Here is an 18,540-nt window from a genome sequence, read left to right on the forward strand (position 1 = left end):
GCATCTAGATGACTGGATGATATCTTTAGATTTGTCGAGTTGGAATGACAGATCCATTGCAGACGGAACAGGAGATCCGGCGCGCCGCGCTTGGCGTGCTGGCGCGTGCCGCGCCCGACAGCCTTGCGGCGCAATGGCGGGGCTATGTCGCCCGGCAGGGCGGCGCGCCGGCCTTCACGTGCCTTCGCGGACCGGAAATCGGCCTGACCATGGTCCGCGGCCGCATGGGCGGCACCGGCCGGCCGTTCAATGTCGGCGAGGCGACGGTGACCCGCTGCACCCTGCGCACCGACTGCGGCCGGGTCGGCACCGCCTATGTTCTGGGTCGCCAGAAGCGGCAGGCGGAGATCGCGGCCCTGGTCGATGCCCTGCTGCAGGACCCGGACCGCCGCGACGAGCTGCGCCGAGCCGTCGTCGAGCCCCTGGCGGCCGTGCAGGCAGGCGCGCGGCACCGCCGCGCCGCCGAGGTGGCCGCGACGAAGGTCGAATTCTTCACCCTGGTACGGGGAGAGGATTGATGGCCGACCCGATGGCGGCTGCGCTGGCGCGCGGCGGTCTTGCCGATCCGGTGTTCGATGCGCAGGCCGTCTTCCGGGCGGTGATGAATGCGATGGCGCGGCCTGGCAGCGCGCAGCCGATGCCGCTGGCAGTGGAGGCGCCGCCGCCGCTGCAGCCGGCCGCGGCGGCGATCGCGCTGGCGCTGCTCGATGCAGAGACCAGCCTGTGGCTGGACCCTGCCCTGGCGGCGGCGCCGGAGGTCGGCGCCTGGCTGCGTTTCCACACCGGCACCGCGTTGGCTGCCGCCCCGGGCGATGCCGGCTTCGCTCTGATTGCCGACCCGGCGGCCCTGCCGCCTCTGGCCGGCTTCGCGCAGGGCGATCCGGACTATCCGGACCGCTCCGCCACCCTGATCCTGCAGGTCGACGCGCTGGAGGGCGGGCCGCCGCTGATCCTCTCCGGGCCGGGGCTGGCCGCACCGGCGCGCATCGCGCCGCGGCCGCTGCCGGCCGACATGGCCGGGCGCTGCGCCGCCAACCGGGGCCGCTTCCCGCTCGGCGTCGACATCCTCCTTGCCGCCGCCACGGCGGTGGCCGCGCTGCCGCGCTCGACGGCGGTTGCAGCGGGCGCTCCGGCCGACGGGGTGACGGCATGTATGTAGCGGCGAAAGGCGGCGAGGCCGCGATCCGGAACGCCCATGAGCTGCTGGCCCGGCGTCGCCGCGGCGATCCGCAGGTGCCGGAGCTGCAGGTCGACCAGATCGAGCAGCAGATGGCGCTGGCGGTCGCGCGGGTGATGGCCGAGGGCGCGTTGTACGACCGCCGTCTCGCGGCGCTGGCGATCAAGCAGGCGCGCGGCGACCTGGTGGAGGCGATCTTCCTGCTGCGGGCCTATCGCACCACCCTGCCGCGGTTCGGCGCCAGCCGGCCGGTGGATACCGCCGGCATGCAGATCGACCGGCGGATCTCCGCCACCTTCAAGGACCTGCCCGGCGGCCAGGTGCTGGGGCCGACCTTCGACTATACCCACCGCCTGCTGGATTTCGCCCTCGAGGCCGAAGCGGATGCGGATGGCGGTGCGGCCACGTCCGCGGCTGCGGAACCCGCAGCCGGACAGGAAAGGGCGGCGGCGATGCCGCGGGTCGCCGACATCCTGGGCCGGGAGGGCCTGGTGGAACCGGAGGCGGCCGACCCGGATGCCGATGCGGCACCGGTGCCGGACCTGACCCGGGATCCGCTGACCTATCCCGCCGACCGGCCGCTGCGGCTGCAGAACCTGGCCCGCGGCGACGAGGGCTTCCTGCTGGCGCTCGGCTATTCCACCCAGCGCGGCTATGGCCGGACGCATCCCTTCGTGGGGGAGCTGCGGGTCGGCACGGTGGCGGTGGAGATCGAGGTCGAGGAGCTGGGCTTCGCCATCGAGATCGGCGATCTGGAGCTGACCGAATGCCAGCTGGTGAACCAGTTCGCGGGCGCCGATGGCGCCGCGCCGCGCTTCACCCGCGGCTATGGCCTGGTGTTCGGCCATGCCGAGCGAAAGGCGATGTCCATGGCGCTGGTCGACCGCGCCCTGCGCGCCGGCGAGCTGGGGGAGGAACGGGTGGCGCCGGCGCAGGACGAAGAATTCGTCCTGGCCCATTCCGACAATGTCCAGGCGACCGGCTTCGTGGAGCATCTGAAGCTGCCGCATTACGTCGACTTCCAGTCCGAGCTGGAGCTGCTGCGCCGGCTCCGGGCCGAGCACGCGGCGCAGGAAGACGAAGCGGCCGACAGCAAGGCCACAGACAGCGAAGCGACCGGTCGGGGGGAGGCGCACGATGCAGCCGCCGACTGAGCGCGATCCCAGCTACAACTTCGCCTATCTGGACGAACAGACGAAGCGGATGATCCGCCGCGCGATCCTGAAGGCGATCGCCATTCCCGGCTACCAGGTGCCGTTCGCCAGCCGCGAAATGCCGATGCCCTACGGCTGGGGCACCGGCGGGGTGCAGGTGACCGCCGCGATCCTGGGCCCGGACGACGTGCTGAAGGTGATCGACCAGGGCGCCGACGACACCACGAACGCCGTTTCGATCCGCGCCTTCTTCCGGCGTACCGCCGGGGTGGCGGTGACCGAGGAAACGGCGGCGGCCAGCGTGATCCAGACCCGGCACCGGATCCCCGAGGCGCCCCTGCGCGACGACCAGGTGCTGGTCTTCCAGGTGCCGATCCCGGAGCCGCTGCGCTTCCTGGAGCCGCGGGAGACCGAGACACGGCGCATGCATGCGCTGGAGGAATACGGCCTGATGCACGTCAAGCTGTACGAGGATATCGCCCGCCACGGCCATATCGCGACCAGCTATGCCTATCCGGTAAAGGTCGATGGCCGCTATGTGATGGATCCCTCGCCGATCCCGAAGTTCGACAATCCGAAGATGGCCGACTGCCCGGCACTGCAGCTGTTCGGCGCGGGCCGGGAGATGCGGATCTATGCGATCCCGCCCCACACGAAGGTCGTCAGCCTGGATTTCGAGGACCATCCCTTCGCCGTGCAGCGCTGGGACGCGCCCTGCGCCCTCTGCGGCGCCCGGGATTCCTTCCTGGACGAGGTGGTGACCGACGATGCCGGGGGGCGCATGTTCGTCTGTTCCGACACCGACCATTGCGGGCGCCGCCAGGCAGCCGGACGTACCGGGGAGGCCGCGGAATGAGCGCCGCCACGCTGTCGGAGGCGCCGGCCGGGGCGGTCGATGCGCCGGTCCTGTCGGTGCGGGGCATCGGCCGCAGCTTCGGCAGCCATCTGGCCTGTGCCGAGATCTCCTTCGACCTCTGGCCGGGCGAGGTGCTGGCGATCGTGGGCGAGTCGGGCTCCGGCAAGACCACCCTGCTGCGCTGCCTGTCGGGCCTGCTGACACCTTCCGCCGGCGTAGTGTCGTATCGGACCGCGACAGGGCGCGATGTCGACATCCATGCTGTCGCCGAGGCCGAGCGCCGGCGGCTGGCGCGGACCGACTGGGGCTTCGTGCACCAGGACCCCCGCGACGGCCTGCGGATGGGCGTCTCCGCCGGCGCCAATGTCGGCGAGCGGCTGATGGCGCTCGGTGCCCGTCACTATGGCGATATCCGCGGCACCGCGCTGGACTGGCTGGACCGGGTGGAGATCCCGCGGGAGCGGGTCGACGACCTGCCGCAGACCTTCTCCGGCGGCATGCGCCAGCGGCTGCAGATCGCCCGCAACCTGGTCACCGGGCCGCGGCTGGTCTTCATGGACGAGCCGACCGGCGGACTGGACGTCTCGGTGCAGGCCCGGCTGCTGGACCTGATCCGCGGCCTGGTCGCCGGCATGGGGCTGGCGGTAGTGATCGTCACCCACGACCTGGCCGTCGCACGCCTGCTGTCCCACCGCATCCTGGTGATGCGCCGCGGCCGGGTGGTGGAGGCGGGCCTGACCGACCAGGTGCTCGACGATCCGCAGCATGCGTACAGCCAGCTTCTCGTCGCGTCGATCCTGCAGGGATAGGGCCATGACCGCCACGATGCCAGCCCCCGCAGCCCCGGGCCCCGACCTGCAGGCCGGGGCGGATGTCGTCCTGTCGCTGCGCGGGGTGGCGAAGAGCTTCACCCTGCACCTGCGCGGCGGCACCGTGCTGCCGGTGCTGGCCGATGCGGGCTTCGACCTCGCCGAGGGCGAATGCCTGCTGCTCGCCGGCCCGTCCGGTGCCGGCAAGAGCAGCCTGCTGAAGATGATCTACGGCAATTACCGTGTGGCCGCAGGCAGCATCCGCCTGCGCCATGACGGGGCGATGGTCGACATCGCCACCGCCGGCCCGCGGCAGGTGCTGGAAATCCGCCGCCGGACCCTGGGCTATGTCAGCCAGTTCCTGCGGGTGATCCCGCGGGTGCCGGTGCTGGACGTGGTCGCGGAGCCGGCTTTGGCCTTCGGCATGGACGCGGATGCGGCGAAGGCGCGGGCGCGCGACCTGCTGCGGGCGCTGAACCTGCCGGAGCGGCTCTGGTCGCTGCCGCCGGCGACCTTCTCCGGCGGCGAGCAGCAGCGGGTGAACATCGCCCGCGGCCTGGCGGCGCCCTATCCGGTGCTGCTGCTCGACGAACCGACCGCGTCGCTGGACGCGGAGAACCGCGCCGCCGTCGTGGCGCTGCTGCAGGACGCGCTGGCGCGCGGCGCGGCCATGGTGGCCATCGTGCACGACGATGCGGCGCTGGGCGGCCTGCCGATCCGCCGCCTCGACGTCACCGGCTTTGCCGGCGGATATGAAGCCGGGAGACATGAAAGCGCAACGGATCTGCAACAAAAGCGACAAGTGCCTGTCATCGACCGGCAGTAGGATCGCGCGCGAGTGCAAGGACCGGGACGGACCATGGCGGCGATTTCCATTCAAGGCCTGTCGAAGACATTCCCGGGCGGCTACCGGGCGCTGGACGATGTTTGCTTCGACGTCGGCTCGGGCGAGATGATCGCCCTGATCGGCGCCTCCGGCTCCGGCAAGTCCACCCTGATCCGGCACATCGCGGGCCTGGTCCAGGCGGACCGGTCGGAGCTGTGCTGCGTCGCGATCGGCGGCGAGCCGATGCAGCAGGACGGCCGACTCACGCCGCGGGCGAAGGCGCTGCGGCGCCATATCGGCGTGATCTTCCAGCAGTTCAACCTGGTCAGCCGGCTCAGCGTGATGACCAACGTCCTGGTCGGCATGCTGGGCAGCATTCCGGCCTGGCGCGGCACCCTGGGACTGTTCACCAGGCAGGAGAAGCTGCTGGCGATGCAGGCCCTGGCCCGGGTCGGCATCGAGGGCAAGGCCCGCGCCCGCGCCGGAACCCTGTCCGGCGGGCAGCAGCAGCGCGCGGCAATCGCGCGGGCGCTGATCCAGGGTGCCCGGGTGCTGCTGGCCGACGAGCCGATCGCCTCCCTCGACCCGTCCTCGGCGCGGCGGGTGATGGAGACCCTGGCCAGCCTGAACCGGGAAGACGGGATGACCGTGATCGTCTCCCTCCACCAGGTGGAATATGCCCGCATGTACTGTCCCCGCACGATCGCGCTGAAGGCGGGAGAGGTGGTGTTCGACGGAGCCTCCACCGATCTCACCGCCGCGCGGCTGCGGGAGATCTACGGCGATGCGAGCGAGGAACTGATCCTGCCCGGCCTCACCGATGCTGCCCCGGCGCCGGCCGGGGCGCGCGCCGGCGCCGGGGCGCCGGCGGGACAGGCCGCCGCGGCGGCCCTGGCCGTCCCGATGCGGCCGGCCCGCCACACGCTCGAGGTCGCGGCCGGCCGCACCTGACCCACGTCGAACTGTCGTCCAAACCGAGGGGAGAGACGAACGATGAACGCGTTCTTCAAGGGGGCTGCCGCGGCTGCCCTGCTGATGGCGGCCGGCACCGGCACGGTCGCCGCCGCGGACGATGCGAAAGTGATCAACTTCGGCATCATCTCCACCGAATCCTCGCAGAACCTGAAGACCATCTGGGATCCTTTCCTGGCCGCTATGAGCGAACAGACCGGGATGGAGGTGAAGCCCTTCTTCGCCTCCGACTATGCCGGCGTGATCGAGGGCATGCGCTTCGGCAAGGTCGATGTCGCCTGGTTCGGCAACAAGTCGGCGATGGAAGCCGTCGACCGCGCCGGCGGCGAGGTTTTCGCGCAGACCGTCGATTCCGAGGGCAATCCCGGCTACTGGTCGCTGCTGATCACCCACAAGGACAGCCCGCTGTCGAAGCTCGAGGACGTCCTGGCCTGCGACCAGTCGCTGACCTTCGGCCTGGGCGACCCGAATTCCACCTCCGGCTTCCTGGTGCCGACGACCTTCGTCTATGCGCAGCGCGGCATCGATCCCCGCAAGTGCTACAAGACGGTCACCAATGCCAGCCACGAGGCGAACCTGATGGCGGTTGCCGCCGGCCAGGTCGACTTCGCCACCAACAACACCGAGAACATGCGCCGGCTGGAGAAGACCGCGCCGGAGGCCCGCGCCAAGATCAAGGTGATCTGGCAGTCGCCGCTGATCCCGTCCGACCCGCTGGTCTGGCGAAAGGACCTGGACCAGGCGATGAAGGACAAGGTCTACACCTTCATCATGACCTTCGGCCGGATCGGCAGCCCCGAGGAAGTCGAGCAGGAGCGCCAGATCCTGACCGGTCTGCAGTGGGCGCCGTTCCGGCCCTCCTCCGATGCGCAGCTCTATCCGATCCGCGTGCTGGCGATCAGCAAGGACATGGCCAAGATCGAGGCCGACGAAGGCATGTCCGCGGCGGAGAAGGAAGAGAAGCTGAAGACCCTCAAGGCCGAGAAGGCCAAGTACGAGATGCTGATGGAGAAGGTGCCGCAGGCCTGACGGCCGGCACGATCCGCAATCGCGGCGGGGAGCCCCCTTGCGGGGCTCCCCTTCTTTCTTGAGCCGCCGTCCCCGGGCCGGGCGGCCCCGACAACGGGAGAGTGGCAGGTGCAGCAGGCCAGTGGTCCATCCGCCATCTCGGCGTCCGGCAGCGGCGCAGGCCCGGCGCCGGTCGAGATTCCCCCGCGGGACTGGGGACGCACGGCGTACAACCTGCTGGTCTGGGTCGCGCTGCTTCTGGTGCTGGGCTGGAGCTGGTCGCCGGCGGAGATGTACCGCTGGATCAGCCTGTTCTCCGACGCCGGCAACATGGCCGAATATGCCGGCGGCTTCATGGAGCCCAGCTTCCGCCACCTGGATTACTATATCGAGGAGATGATCCTGACCGTGCAGATCGCGGTCTGGGGATCGGTCCTGGCGGTGATCGCCTCGGTGCCGTTCGGCATCCTGTCGTCCAGCAACATGGCGCCGGTCTGGATCGTGCAGCCGGTGCGCCGGCTGATGGATGCGTTCCGCGCGATCAACGAACTGGTCTTCGCCGTGCTGTTCGTGGTGGCGGTCGGCCTGGGCCCCTTCGCCGGGGTGATGGCGCTGTTCGTCCATACCACCGGCGTGCTGGCGAAGCTGTTCTCCGAGGCGGTGGAAGCGATCGACCCGCGCCCGGTGGAGGGGATCCGCACCACCGGTGCCGGAAAGGTGCAGGAGGTCGTCTACGGCGTGATCCCGCAGGTCCTGCCGCTCTGGATCTCCTATGCCCTCTACCGGTTCGAATCCAACACCCGGTCCGCCACCGTGCTGGGGCTTGTCGGCGCCGGCGGCATCGGCCAGGTGATGTTCGAATCCATCCGCGGCTTCCAGTATGCCGAAAGCGCGACCATCCTGCTGGTGGTGATCGTCACGGTGTCGATCATCGACCTGATCTCCCAGTACCTGCGGAAGCGGGTGATCTGAGTCTCTGCCATCCGGCCCCGCTGTCCCAACACGCCGCGCCAAACGACCGATCGAGCATGCGCTACGCCATCTACTACGCCCCGCCGGCGCAGCATCCGCTGCACGCCCTGGGCTCTGCCTGGCTGGGCCGGGACGCCCTGACAGGGGCCGCGGCGGCGCAGCCCGCGACCAGACTGCCGCCGGAAGAGCTGGCGGCGGTGACCCGCTCGCCACGACGCTACGGCTTTCATGCCACCCTGGCGCCGCCGCTACAGCTGGCGCGGGGTCGCGACATCGCCGGCCTGGAGGCGGCCGTCGCCGCCCTGGCCGCGCGGACCGATCCGTTCTCCCTGCCACTGGAACTGGGCAGCATCCAGGGCTTCCTGGCGCTGCGGCCGGCGGCCCGGCTGCCGGAGGTCGATGCCCTGGCGGCCGCCTGTGTAGAGGTCGCGGAAGACTTCCGCGCGCCGCCGGGGGAAGCGGAGCTGGCGCGGCGTCGCGCCGCCGGCCTGACCCCGCGGCAGGAGGCTCTTCTGCAGCGCTGGGGCTATCCCTATGTGATGGACGAATTCCGCTTCCACATGACCCTTTCGGAGCGTTTGGAGGAGCCCCGCCGCAGCCGCGTGCTGGCCGCCCTGCAGGCGCATTTCGCTGGCGCGCTTGACCGCCCGGTATCGCTCGACGCCCTGACCATCTTCGCGGAGCCCGCGCCCGGCGGCCCGTTCCACCATCATCGTCGCTTTCCTTTTCTTGCCGGCAGCGACGCCGGCGCCGTTCGGAACATGAGACATGCCTGACAGCCGCAACCTGACCTTCGCCAATGCCCGCATCGTCGCCCGCGACCGTATCCTCGAAGGCGAGGTGACCGTCGAGGACGGCCGCATCGCGGCGGTGGGCGCCGCGGCGGCACACGGCGTGGTGGAGGATCTGGGCGGCGACTTCCTGCTGCCCGGCCTGGTGGAACTGCATACAGACCATCTGGAGCCGCATTTCACGCCGCGGCCGAAGGTGCGCTGGAATCCGCTGGCGGCCGTGCTGGCCCATGACGCGCAGATCGCCGGCGCCGGGATCACCACCGTGTTCGACGCGCTGCGGGTCGGCGGCGATGTCGATTCCGACATCGCGAGCGACGCCGAGGTGCTGGCCCAGGCGATCGGCCGTGCCGGCGCGGCCGACATGCTGCGCGCGGAGCATCTGGTGCATCTGCGCTGCGAGGTCTCTGCCGCGGACGCCCTGACCGGCTTCGAGCGGATGAAAACCCGGCCGGAAGTCCGCCTGATCTCGGTGATGGATCACACGCCGGGACAGCGGCAGTTCGTGTCCATGGATGCCTACCGCACCTACTACATGGGCAAATCGGGGATGACCGCGGCGGAACTGGAAGACTATATCGCCATGCGCCAGGAGCAGCACCGGCGCTATGCGGCCGACCATCGCCGCGGCATCGTCGCCGGCGCACGGGACCGCGGCATCGCGCTGGCCAGTCATGACGACGCGACCGAGGGTCATGTGGCGGAGGCGGTGGCCGACGGCGCGGCGATCGCCGAATTCCCCACCACCCGGGAAGCTGCCGCCGCCGCGCAGCGACACGGCCTGAAGGTGCTGATGGGGGCGCCGAACGTCGTCCTCGGTGGCTCCCATTCCGGGAATGTCGCGGCCGCCGACCTGGCTGCGGGCGGCCTGCTGGACATCCTGTCCTCGGATTATGTGCCCTGCAGCCTGCTGCAGGCGGTGTTCCAGCTGGCCGACGAGGTTGCGGACATGGACCTGCCGGCGGCGGTGCGGCTGGTCAGCCTGAACCCGGCGCAGGCCGCCGGGCTGGACGATCGCGGCGAGGTCGCAGAAGGGCGCCGCGCCGACCTGATCCGTGTGCGCCTGACCGAGGGGCACCCGGTGGTCCGCGGCGTCTGGCGGGAGGGGCGTCGGGTGGCCTGAGTCGCCCGCCGTCCGGCAAGCCCGTCTTCGGCCTCAGCCCCGGCCCGCCAGCATCCGCGCGTCGCGCCACAGCAGGCGTGCGATCTCCAGCACCATCAGCCCGAACGACAGTGGCACCATGACCAGGATCGGATAGACCGGCCAAGTCTCGGTGGCGATGCGCATCATCCGCTCCCGCGCGACGCCTTCCCAGGCAAACTCGAAGACGAAGCGGAACAGGATCAGGTAGATCACCAGTTCCACCGCCAGCACGAAGACGGAGACGGCGAGCCGTGCCCGCGGGCCCAGCCGGTCCACCAGGACGGTGAGGCGCGGGAAGGTGCCGTCGCGGTGGGCGATCGGGATCGCCCAGAACACCATCAGCGGGAACAGCACCCGCTCGATGATGTTGTAGGCGCCCGGAATCAGGTCCGCCGCCAGCAGGTAGCGGCCCAGCACCGAGATCACGATCACCAGCATCATCGCCGCCAGGCAGGTGCCCGCGCCGTACTGCGCGATGCGGTTCTCCGCCAGGGTCAGGCCGCGGGTGAAGGCGGATGTCCGGCGTTCCGCGTCGTCTGGTCCCGACATGCTCATTGGCCGATCCGCCCGGGCAGGAAGGTGATGCTCTCCGGCACCGCCAGCATGGCGGCCACGCCGATCAGGGCGGCGAACAGCGCGAACATGAAGGCGGGCCGGAAGATCCGCTCCACCGGATGCCGTGTCGCGGTGGAGGCGGCATAGACCGACAGGCCCACCGGCGGCGTGATCAGGCCCAGCGAGATCATGAAGCAGGCCATCACGCCGAACCACAGCTGGTCGACCTGGGCGCTGTCCAGGATCGGCAGGAAGATCGGGATCAGCAGCACCATCACCGCAGCCGATTCCAGCACCATGCCGAACAGGAAGAAGATCGCCAGCAGCACCAGCATGATCAGCATCTGCTGGTCGATGAAGGGCTGCACCAGGTCGACCAGTTCCCGCGGCACCTGGCTGAAGGACAGGAAGCGGCCGAACATCTCCGCCCCCATCACCAGCACCAGGATCATCGCGGTGACCTTCACCGCATCCTCCAGCGACAGCCAGAAGTCGCGCCAGCCGATCCGCCGCATCACCACCATGCCGACCAGGCTGGCGAAGGCACCGACCGCGCCGGCCTCGCCCGCGGTGACCACGCCGCCATAGATGCCGCCGAAGACGACGACCATCAGGGCGACGACGAAGATGAAGGCCGACAGGCTGCGGCCGCTCACCGTGGCAAGGGCGGGGTCGTCGGCCGCCTCACCCTTTGTCGTCGTGCCGCCATCCGCGGTGGCCGGCGGAATCTTCATCCGGTTGCCCTCGCGCCAGCCCAGATAGGCCAGGCAGCCGATATAGGCGCTGATGCAGACCAGGCCGGGGACGATCGCGCCCATGAACATGTGGCCGATCGGCACCTGGGTCAGGGAGCCGTAGAAGATCATGATCAGGCTGGGCGGGATGATCGCCGACAGCGAGCCGGCGGCGGCGGCGGTGGCGATGGCCAGGTCCTTGGAATATCCGTAGCGCTCCAGCTGCGGCGAGGCGAGTGTGGACAGCGCCGCCGCGGTGGCGGATCCGGAACCGGAGACCGCGCCCAGCAGGCCGCCGGAGAAGATCGTCGCCACGCCCAGCGGAAAGCGCCGATGGCCGCTCAGCCGGTAGGCGACCTGGAACAGGTCGACGACCACCCCGCCGCGCATCAGGAAATTCGCCATCAGCAGGTAGAGCGAGATGATCGAGAGCGAGAAGGTGGAGGTGGTGTAGAAGATGTTCGTCGCCACCATGCCGTCGAGCACCCGGCTGCCCTTGAGCAGGAAGATGCCGAGCAGGCCGGCGCCGAACATGCAGGTCGCCACGTTCTGGCCCAGCAGCATGAACAGGGCGAACCAGGCGGCGAAGATCAGTATGATCAGCCAGACGTCCATCGGCTGGAGGTTCCTCGGCAGGTGACGGGACGCCCGCAGGCGCCCGGGCAGGGCAGGCGCGGTCGGCCGGTGCCTTCGTGACGGGAAGGCACCGGCGGACCGCTTCGCGGTCTGGCCCCGCTACTGCAGGATCTTCTCCACCCCGTCGGGCAGCTGGCCGCCTTCGGCGGTGATCAGCTTCGCCCAGAGCCGTGCCGTCGCCAGCCCGGGCTCGCCCTGCTCCTCCATCTTGTCGATCCAGACCTTCCAGGTATTGGTCGCCGCCTGCGCCATATGCGCCTGCATCTCCGGCGACAGGGTCTTCACGTCGACGAACCTGGCGTCGTAGTCCTTCTTCGCCTCGTCGATCATGATCTCGTCCTGCTTCACCACATAGGCGGCATTGTCGAGGGCGGCCTGGCGGGCGGTCTCGTCCCAGACCTTCTTCAGGTCGTCGGGCATTTCGTCCCAGGTGTCCTGGCGGATCGCCAGATAGCTTTCCCAGCTGCCCATGTTGATACCGGTGATGGTGTATTTCAGCAGCTCCTGCACCGAATAGGAGCGCCAGTCGCCGATCGACAGCAGGATCCCCTCGATGGTGCCGCGGGACAGGGCCTCATAGGCCTCCGCCGCCGGCATGTAGACGGAGGTGGCGCCCAGCTGCTCCACGCCGATCACATGCAGGGTCGCACCGGCGCGTGCCGGCAGGCCCTGGAAGTCGGACGGGTCGTCCAGCACCTTGCCGGTGGTGGAGATCGCATAGGGCTGCGATGCGCCGAGCGGCCAGCCGACCAGGCCGTTGTCGGTCAGTTCCAGCTGGTAGAAGGTCTTGCCGTCCTGCAGTGCCACGTCGCTGTCCAGCAGCTTCTGGAAGGCGCGGGTGATCATCGGCGAATCCGTGCCCAGGGTCGGCAGCTGCGACACGTCGGACAGCGGGAATATGCCTTCCTGGTAGGGCGCCAGGAACGGCGCGGACACGTCGATCGTATGTCCGGTCAGGCCGTCATATTCGCGACCGACGGACACCAGTTCGCCGGCATAATACCGGTCGAAGGCAATGCGGCCGTCGGTCGCCTTCTCGATCCGGTCGGCAAAGGGGTCCATGTGCTGGCCGACCCACATATGCTTCTGCGGCAGGGCGGAGGAGATGATCAGGTTCATCTCCTCTGCCGATGCCGCGGCCAGGGGCGCCGTGGCCGCGGCCAGGGCAAAGGCGCCGGCGGCAAGCAATCGTCGCGAAAAGAGTCCAGGCATGGGGCTTCCTCCTCCAGTCGGCCGGGTTCGGTCCCGGCATCGTCGTACACAGGCATCTTTGCTGGTCGGCCAGCAAGCATCAAGCGGCATCGCCGGTGTCCGGCGACAACAGGACGCATCGCCGCCGGGGATCGATTGCTGCCGGGCCGGTGTTGTTGCCGGGTGCAACGATTTCAGGAGTGCAGCGATGATCTGCAGCGAGACCAGCATCCGCACCGCCCATGCCAGCGGCTATCTGGCCGAACTGGCGGTGCGCCTGTCCGAACCCGCGGTCGTGGGCGATGGCGGGCTGAAAGCCCATTTCGACATCAGGGGCGGGCATTGCGACCTGCAGGCCGATACCGAGCGGCTGGTGATTGCCTGCAGCGGCGAGCAGGAGGAGGTCGTCTCCGAACTGCGCCGCCTGGTGGAACAGAACTTCCCCGACCAGCAGCCGGGGGACGAGATCGCGATCAACTGGCGGACCATCACCCTCTGACCGCCGCCGCCGGCGGCATTGCCGGCGGCGGCCGGACGGGCATAATCCGCGCCCAGGATGGATGTACTGCTTCTCGGCGTCCTGGGCAGCCTTGCCGCGGGCCTGATGACCACCGTCGGCGCCCTGCCGGTGCTGCTCGGGCGCACGGTTTCGGCGCGGGCGAGCGACGCCCTGCTGGGCTTCGCCGCGGGCGTCATGCTCTCGGCCTCCTTCTTCTCCCTGCTGATCCCGGCGATCGAGCGCGCGGAAGGGCTGTACGGCAATGTCCTGCTGGCGGCGGCGATCGCCGCCAGCGGGCTGCTGCTGGGCGCGGCCGTCGTCGCATTTGCCAACGAGGCGGTACCGCACGAGCATTTCACCAAGGGGCATGAGGGGCCGGAGGCGCATGCCCTGAAGGGCATCTGGCTGTTCGTCATCGCCATCACGATCCACAACTTCCCGGAAGGCCTGGCGGTCGGCGTCGGCTTTGCCGGTGGCGGTGTCGCCGACGGAACGGCGCTGGCGATGGGCATCGGCCTGCAGAATGCGCCGGAAGGGCTTGCCGTGGCCGTGGCGCTGCTGGCGCAGGGCTATGGCCGTCTCTACGCGTTCGGCGTGGCCGCGCTGACCGGTCTGGTCGAACCCGTGGGCGGCCTGATCGGGGCGGCCGGTGCCAGCATCTCCGCGCCCGTCCTGCCATGGGCGCTCGCCTTCGCCGCCGGCGCGATGATCTACGTGATCAGCCATGAGATCATTCCGGAAACCCATCGCCGGGGTAGCGCCAGCCTGGCCACGGCCGGCCTGACCATCGGCCTGACCGCCATGATGGTGCTGGAGGTGGTGCTGGGATAGCCGGCCGTTGACGCCCCGCCCGGCTCTGCCGATGGTGCCGCCTCTACCCGCCGCCACCACCCATTCGGGGAGGACAAGATGACCGTTTCCACCGCCGACCTGCCGCTGCTGCCCACCGCCCTTGTGGGCAGCTATCCGCAGCCCGGCTGGCTGGTGGACCGCGAGGTGCTGCTGGGGTCGAAGCCCCCGCGGGTGCGGATGGAGCAGGTCTGGCGGTTCGACGGTGCGCTGCGGACCGAGAGCCAGGACGATGCTGTGCGCCTGGCGCTGCGCGACTTCGAGGCGGCCGGGATCGACATCGTCACCGATGGCGAGATCCGGCGGGAGAGCTATTTCAACCATTTCGCCAATGCGCTGGACGGCATCGACATCGACAATCCCGGCTATGTGCAGAGCCGCGCCGGCACCCCATCGCCGGTGCCGCGGGTGGTCGGACCGGTGCGGCGCACCCGCCCCGTTGAGGTGGAGGCGGCGCGCTTCCTGCGCGCCAATACCGGCCGCCGGGTGAAGATCACCGTACCCGGCCCCTTCACCATGACGCAGCTTGCCGTCGACGAGCATTACGGCGATGTCGAGGCGCTGGCGATGGCCTATGCGGATGCGGTGAATGCGGAGCTGAAGGACCTCAAGGCGGCCGGTGCCGACGTGGTGCAGATCGACGAGCCCTACCTGCAGGCGAAGCCCGACCTTGCGCGCAGCTTCGGCATCGCGGCGATCAACCGGGCTCTGGCCGGCGTGACAGGGCCGACGGTGGTGCATATGTGCTTCGGCTATGCCTATGTCGTGAAGGACAAGCCGTCCGGCTATTCCTTCCTGCCGGAACTGGCGGGATGCGACGCCAGCCACATCTCCATCGAGGCGGCGCAGCCGAAACTGGACCTGGCCGTGCTGGAGCGGCTGCCGGGCAAGTCGATCCTGGTGGGCGTGCTGGACCTCGGCGACGATGCGGTCGAAACGGCGGAAACGGTGGCCGGCCGGCTGCGCGCCGCGCTCAAGGTGCTGCCGGCGGAACGCATCGTCGCGGCGCCCGATTGCGGCATGAAGTACCTGCCGCGCGCGGCGGCTTTCGGCAAGCTGAAGGCACTGGCGGAAGGCGCCGCCATCGTGCGGCGGGAACTGACCGGCAACGGCTGACGGCGGCGGCGCCGGAAAGCCCGGTCGTCGCAGCGATCACACGGCGCCCGCGGGGCCTGCGGACGTGTCGGTCCCGCGCATCATGTCTTCCAGCTGCGCGATGGCGGCCGGCAGGTCGGCTTCGTACCGGGCGATGCTGTCCATGCCGCGGACATGGTTCACGTCCTGGGCCAGCCGCACCATGTAGGGGCGAACGGGGTCCGGGTCGCAGATCACGATGCGAAGCCGCGTCTTGCCGCGTGCCACCAGCAGCTGCGAGGCCGCGTCATAGCCGGCATGGCCGATATGGGATTCTGCCCGTGAGACATCGCCGATCACGTAGAGTGTATCCCCGGCCGTGGCATCGGCGAGGCAGTCGAACACCCGGACCAGCATCTCGTTGGTATAGCGCCCGATCGGCCGATACAGCAGGGCACCCTGCAATCCCCCCGGCGCAACCTCGAACTCCACCCTGCTTCCGTCGAGATCGAGCATCCGCGGCAGTGGCCGGATGCCTGGCCTCCCGTCATCCGCGGCGTTCATCCTTCCTCCTCGCCGAAATCGCCAGGAAATGTCCGCCCGGCAACAGTGGGCGGTCGATGATAGGAGAACCGGAGGTGGAATCGAAATCCGCCAAGAGGATGGGGCCGGGCGCCCTGCCGTCCCGCTACGGCCATCCGCAGCCCGTCGGCTACCGTCCGGGGTCGATCGAAGCCGCGGGCACGGCGATGCCCACGGCGCCGGAACTGCCCTTCCCGGTGGCGACATGGATGGCGAAAATCCGCGCTCCGTCCGATGTCAGGACCAGGATCGGCGAGCCGGAATCGCCATGAGTCGCGTCGCAGTCATGGACCAGCACGCCGCCGGTGCGCACCGGGCCCAGGGGGTGGCAGTCATGGTGTGCGGTCAGGACATGCGGCTTGTCCTGGCTGTAGCCCACCTGGATCAGACTCTCGGCGCGCGGGCCGCCGGTTGCGGATTCGGGCATGGCAAGGGGGATATGGCCCAGCATGCCGAGCGGCTTGGCCAGCGTCAGGACCGCCCAGTCCGAGGCCGGCGCGAACCGCCCGTTCCCGTCCGGCCCACCGGCGATCCCCGGGGCCAGCCGGATGGACCTGACACCCGCTTCTGCGATCCAGGCGCCGCGGCTGTAGCCGCCGACGAAGTGCAGGGCCTCCGGTCCCAGCCAGCGCCGGGTCCGCCGGTTCCACAGGCAATGGGCCGCCGTCAGCACCTTGCCCGGCGCGATCAGGGTTCCCGTGCAATAGCCGCCGATCCGCCGGTTGACCCGGCCGATCGCCTGCCAGGGGGCAGAATCGCTCTCGACGACATGCCGCTGGTCCTCGCCCTTGATGCCGGGCAGGAAGCGCTGCCGCAGCTGAAGATAGCTTTCGGTTTCGGCGTGGGCAGGCAGCGGCCCGGCCAGGCATAGCGGCAGCAGCAGGGCGGTCATCGCGGCGGCGATGCCGGGGAGGATTCTGGTGGGGCCGTAGGGGATGCGGATCATGGCCGCCGGTGTCGCCCGAACCGGACGCCGCTTCAACCCCCTGGCGGCTCCGGCAGGGTCGTGCGGCACGAAAAAGGGGCCGCCGGTCGGCCCCGCGGCCCCTTGCCGGTCGCTCCGGTACTGCCGTTGCGCGGCGCGGTGTCAGCCTGCCATGCCGGCATAGGAGATCCGCAATGCGCCGTCTTCCGCCGCCAGCGTGTCGTTGGCGGGGGAGATCACGAGCTGCGTCTCGGTCACGCCGCGTGCGGCCAGATAGTCCTGCACTGCCGAGGCGCGGGCCACGGCCAGCGGGTCGCCGGCATCGACATTGCCGATCATCAGGACGGACTGGCCGTCCTGCGGCAGCAGCATCGGCAGCATGTCGAGGCGCTCCCGGCTTTCCGCCGTCATCTCGGCGCTGCCGGGGCGGAAATGCACCAGGCCGCTGGTCGCGTGCTCGGCAACCAGGTCGCCCATGGCATCGGGGGCCGCCCAGGCGGGTGCGATCTCGACCTTGCGGTCCTGCTGCAGGTCCAGGGTGCCGGCGGCTGCCGTGCCGGCACCCGCCAGCATGGCGATCGCAGTGAGGCTCGTCAGTATCTTGCGCGCTTTCATCCTGTCCTCCTTTCCGCCGCCGGGCCGGGATCCGAATCTCCGATCCCCGGGGGCATGGGGGGATTGCACTGCCAAGTTCTGCTCTTGCACCCCGATAACGGCCTGCGCGGGCAGAGCGTTCCGAGCGAGGCCGGGTCGATGCCGGATTGGTGATGGCGGTCACAAAGGGCTGCGGCAGGCCGCCCGGACGCAGAACGGGCCGCGGCATGCCCTGCCGCGGCCCGTCCAGGATTGAACCGAAAGGGGGAAGATTCCGGTCAGCTCGCGTCGGCCTCGGCCTGGATCTTCACCCGGCGGTTTTCAGGCATGCGCACACCGTCCGCTGTGGGGATCGCAGGGCGCGTCTCGCCATAGGCCGCCATGTCGTATTCCTCGACCCGGGTCTTGGTAAAGCCTTTTGCGGCCAGATAGTCCTGCACGGCCGCGGCGCGACGGGCGGACAGGGCCTCGTTGTAGCCCTTCGGCCCGGAGCGGTCGGCATGGCCGGCGATGACCAGCTCGGTCGTGCCGGGGTTCGGCAGCAGCGCGGCCATCGTGTCCAGGGTCTTCTTCGCCTTCGGGGTCAGGACCGCCTTGTCGAACTCGAAGAACACGACGCCGATCTCTTCCATGCCGCGGATCGAGAAGGGCTCGGTCGCGGGCTCGGCCATCAGCCCTTCCAGCTGCGACATCGCCAGCACGAACTTCTCCTTGCAGCCGGCGATATGGGAGCGCTGCCAGCCCTCCTCCTGCTGTTCGATCCAGCAGTCGTAATAGGCCTGCGCCTGCGCCGCCGCATTGGGATGCGCGCTGCGCGCCGTGGACAGCAGGGCGACCAGGTCGGTGCGGGCCGCCTTCAGCTCGGCGATCGCGGCGTCGTTCTCCACGCCCCAATCCTCGACCCGCTCGGGCATCACCTTGCGGCCCTGCTTCGCCATCAGCGCCTTGTCGGCATAGAACTCGGCATCCGGCCAGTCGACCATGGCGTCGCGTTCGAACAGCGACAGGGTGCGATAGTCGCGGGCCAGATGGTCTGAAAAGCCCTGTCCCGCCACCTTCATCTCGCCGATGGTGTCGGCCTCGAAGTTCAGGTCCACGACTTCGGCGGCTGCGGGGCCGGAAATGGCCAGCATGGCGGATGCAACGATGCCGCCCAGGATCTCGCGCTTCTGCATGGGATCCTCCAGTTTGT

General features: G+C 69.6%; 21 protein-coding genes. 14 read left to right on the forward strand and 7 right to left on the reverse strand.

Annotation, left to right across the window (positions count from 1 at the left end):
* Nucleotides 1-44: 44 nt before the first annotated feature.
* The 11 genes from phnG (at nt 45) to ACFOGJ_RS15250 (ending at nt 9,688) form a co-directional block, all read left to right on the forward strand.
* Nucleotides 45-518 carry a phosphonate C-P lyase system protein PhnG gene (gene phnG, locus ACFOGJ_RS15200; protein WP_379901865.1) on the forward strand — a complete coding sequence of 158 codons (474 nt, stop codon included), beginning with the start codon at nt 45-47 and terminating at the stop codon, nt 516-518.
* Nucleotides 518-1,159, forward strand: a complete 642-nt coding sequence (phnH, locus tag ACFOGJ_RS15205; protein WP_379901866.1) for a phosphonate C-P lyase system protein PhnH — start codon at nt 518-520, stop codon at nt 1,157-1,159. The genes phnG and phnH overlap by 1 nt, the downstream gene beginning before the upstream one ends.
* Entirely contained in the window at nt 1,150-2,331 is a 1,182-nt protein-coding gene (locus tag ACFOGJ_RS15210) for a carbon-phosphorus lyase complex subunit PhnI (RefSeq protein WP_379901868.1), read from the forward strand. The genes phnH and ACFOGJ_RS15210 overlap by 10 nt, the downstream gene beginning before the upstream one ends.
* Nucleotides 2,315-3,187: an alpha-D-ribose 1-methylphosphonate 5-phosphate C-P-lyase PhnJ gene (locus ACFOGJ_RS15215; protein WP_379901870.1), complete on the forward strand. Its 873-nt coding sequence runs from the start codon at nt 2,315-2,317 to the stop codon at nt 3,185-3,187. Before ACFOGJ_RS15210 ends, ACFOGJ_RS15215 begins: the two co-directional genes overlap by 17 nt.
* On the forward strand, nt 3,184-3,996 hold the full coding sequence (gene phnK / locus ACFOGJ_RS15220; protein ID WP_379901872.1) for a phosphonate C-P lyase system protein PhnK: 813 nt from the start codon (nt 3,184-3,186) through the stop codon (nt 3,994-3,996). The genes ACFOGJ_RS15215 and phnK overlap by 4 nt, the downstream gene beginning before the upstream one ends.
* A 4-nt stretch (nt 3,997-4,000) precedes the next feature.
* Nucleotides 4,001-4,822: a phosphonate C-P lyase system protein PhnL gene (gene phnL, locus ACFOGJ_RS15225; protein WP_379901875.1), complete on the forward strand. Its 822-nt coding sequence runs from the start codon at nt 4,001-4,003 to the stop codon at nt 4,820-4,822.
* A gap of 33 nt (nt 4,823-4,855) precedes the next feature.
* Nucleotides 4,856-5,773 carry a phosphonate ABC transporter ATP-binding protein gene (gene phnC, locus ACFOGJ_RS15230; protein WP_379901878.1) on the forward strand — a complete coding sequence of 306 codons (918 nt, stop codon included), beginning with the start codon at nt 4,856-4,858 and terminating at the stop codon, nt 5,771-5,773.
* Nucleotides 5,774-5,815: 42 nt separating this feature from the next.
* On the forward strand, nt 5,816-6,823 hold the full coding sequence (phnD, locus tag ACFOGJ_RS15235; RefSeq protein ID WP_379901880.1) for a phosphonate ABC transporter substrate-binding protein: 1,008 nt from the start codon (nt 5,816-5,818) through the stop codon (nt 6,821-6,823).
* A 108-nt stretch (nt 6,824-6,931) separates the two neighbouring features.
* Nucleotides 6,932-7,774 carry a phosphonate ABC transporter, permease protein PhnE gene (phnE, locus tag ACFOGJ_RS15240; RefSeq protein ID WP_379901882.1) on the forward strand — a complete coding sequence of 281 codons (843 nt, stop codon included), beginning with the start codon at nt 6,932-6,934 and terminating at the stop codon, nt 7,772-7,774.
* 56 nt (nt 7,775-7,830) lie between these two features.
* Nucleotides 7,831-8,550, forward strand: coding sequence for a DUF1045 domain-containing protein (locus tag ACFOGJ_RS15245; protein WP_379901884.1), 720 nt, complete (start codon nt 7,831-7,833; stop codon nt 8,548-8,550).
* The gene (locus tag ACFOGJ_RS15250) at nt 8,543-9,688 is read left to right on the forward strand and encodes an alpha-D-ribose 1-methylphosphonate 5-triphosphate diphosphatase (protein WP_379901885.1); all 1,146 of its coding nucleotides are present in this window, start codon (nt 8,543-8,545) and stop codon (nt 9,686-9,688) included. Before ACFOGJ_RS15245 ends, ACFOGJ_RS15250 begins: the two co-directional genes overlap by 8 nt.
* Nucleotides 9,689-9,721: 33 nt before the next feature.
* Here ACFOGJ_RS15250 and ACFOGJ_RS15255 read toward each other — a convergent pair whose 3' ends face one another.
* The 3 genes from ACFOGJ_RS15255 to ACFOGJ_RS15265 form a co-directional block, all read right to left on the reverse strand.
* Nucleotides 9,722-10,258, reverse strand: coding sequence for a TRAP transporter small permease (locus ACFOGJ_RS15255; protein ID WP_379901887.1), 537 nt, complete (start codon nt 10,256-10,258; stop codon nt 9,722-9,724).
* 2 nt (nt 10,259-10,260) lie between these two features.
* Entirely contained in the window at nt 10,261-11,613 is a 1,353-nt protein-coding gene (locus ACFOGJ_RS15260) for a TRAP transporter large permease (RefSeq protein WP_379901889.1), read from the reverse strand.
* A gap of 120 nt (nt 11,614-11,733) precedes the next feature.
* Nucleotides 11,734-12,846, reverse strand: a complete 1,113-nt coding sequence (locus ACFOGJ_RS15265; RefSeq protein ID WP_379901891.1) for a hypothetical protein — start codon at nt 12,844-12,846, stop codon at nt 11,734-11,736.
* Nucleotides 12,847-13,033: 187 nt separating this feature from the next.
* On the opposite strand from ACFOGJ_RS15265, the gene ACFOGJ_RS15270 reads away from it, so the two are divergent.
* From ACFOGJ_RS15270 to ACFOGJ_RS15280, 3 genes are all read left to right on the forward strand, one after another.
* Nucleotides 13,034-13,324, forward strand: coding sequence for a DUF2218 domain-containing protein (locus ACFOGJ_RS15270; RefSeq protein ID WP_379901893.1), 291 nt, complete (start codon nt 13,034-13,036; stop codon nt 13,322-13,324).
* A gap of 57 nt (nt 13,325-13,381) precedes the next feature.
* Complete coding sequence (locus ACFOGJ_RS15275; RefSeq protein WP_379901895.1) at nt 13,382-14,155, forward strand: ZIP family metal transporter; 774 nt, start codon at nt 13,382-13,384, stop codon at nt 14,153-14,155.
* Between the two features lie 78 nt (nt 14,156-14,233).
* Complete coding sequence (locus ACFOGJ_RS15280) at nt 14,234-15,289, forward strand: 5-methyltetrahydropteroyltriglutamate--homocysteine methyltransferase (protein WP_379901897.1); 1,056 nt, start codon at nt 14,234-14,236, stop codon at nt 15,287-15,289.
* A 36-nt stretch (nt 15,290-15,325) separates the two neighbouring features.
* Here the strand turns inward: ACFOGJ_RS15280 and ACFOGJ_RS15285 are convergent, their stop codons facing one another.
* The 4 genes from ACFOGJ_RS15285 to ACFOGJ_RS15300 form a co-directional block, all read right to left on the reverse strand.
* Entirely contained in the window at nt 15,326-15,811 is a 486-nt protein-coding gene (locus tag ACFOGJ_RS15285; protein WP_379901899.1) for a hypothetical protein, read from the reverse strand.
* Between the two features lie 148 nt (nt 15,812-15,959).
* Nucleotides 15,960-16,775, reverse strand: a complete 816-nt coding sequence (locus ACFOGJ_RS15290; protein WP_379901901.1) for a trypsin-like serine peptidase — start codon at nt 16,773-16,775, stop codon at nt 15,960-15,962.
* Between the two features lie 141 nt (nt 16,776-16,916).
* Nucleotides 16,917-17,369 (reverse strand): hypothetical protein, encoded by a 453-nt coding sequence (locus tag ACFOGJ_RS15295; protein WP_379901903.1) that lies wholly within the window; start codon nt 17,367-17,369, stop codon nt 16,917-16,919.
* Nucleotides 17,370-17,626: 257 nt separating this feature from the next.
* The gene (locus ACFOGJ_RS15300) at nt 17,627-18,523 is read right to left on the reverse strand and encodes an OmpA family protein (protein WP_379901904.1); all 897 of its coding nucleotides are present in this window, start codon (nt 18,521-18,523) and stop codon (nt 17,627-17,629) included.
* Nucleotides 18,524-18,540 lie beyond the last annotated feature (17 nt).

It is taken from the genome of Marinibaculum pumilum (assembly GCF_042646425.1).
Lineage (GTDB): Bacteria > Pseudomonadota > Alphaproteobacteria > Ferrovibrionales > Ferrovibrionaceae > Marinibaculum > Marinibaculum pumilum.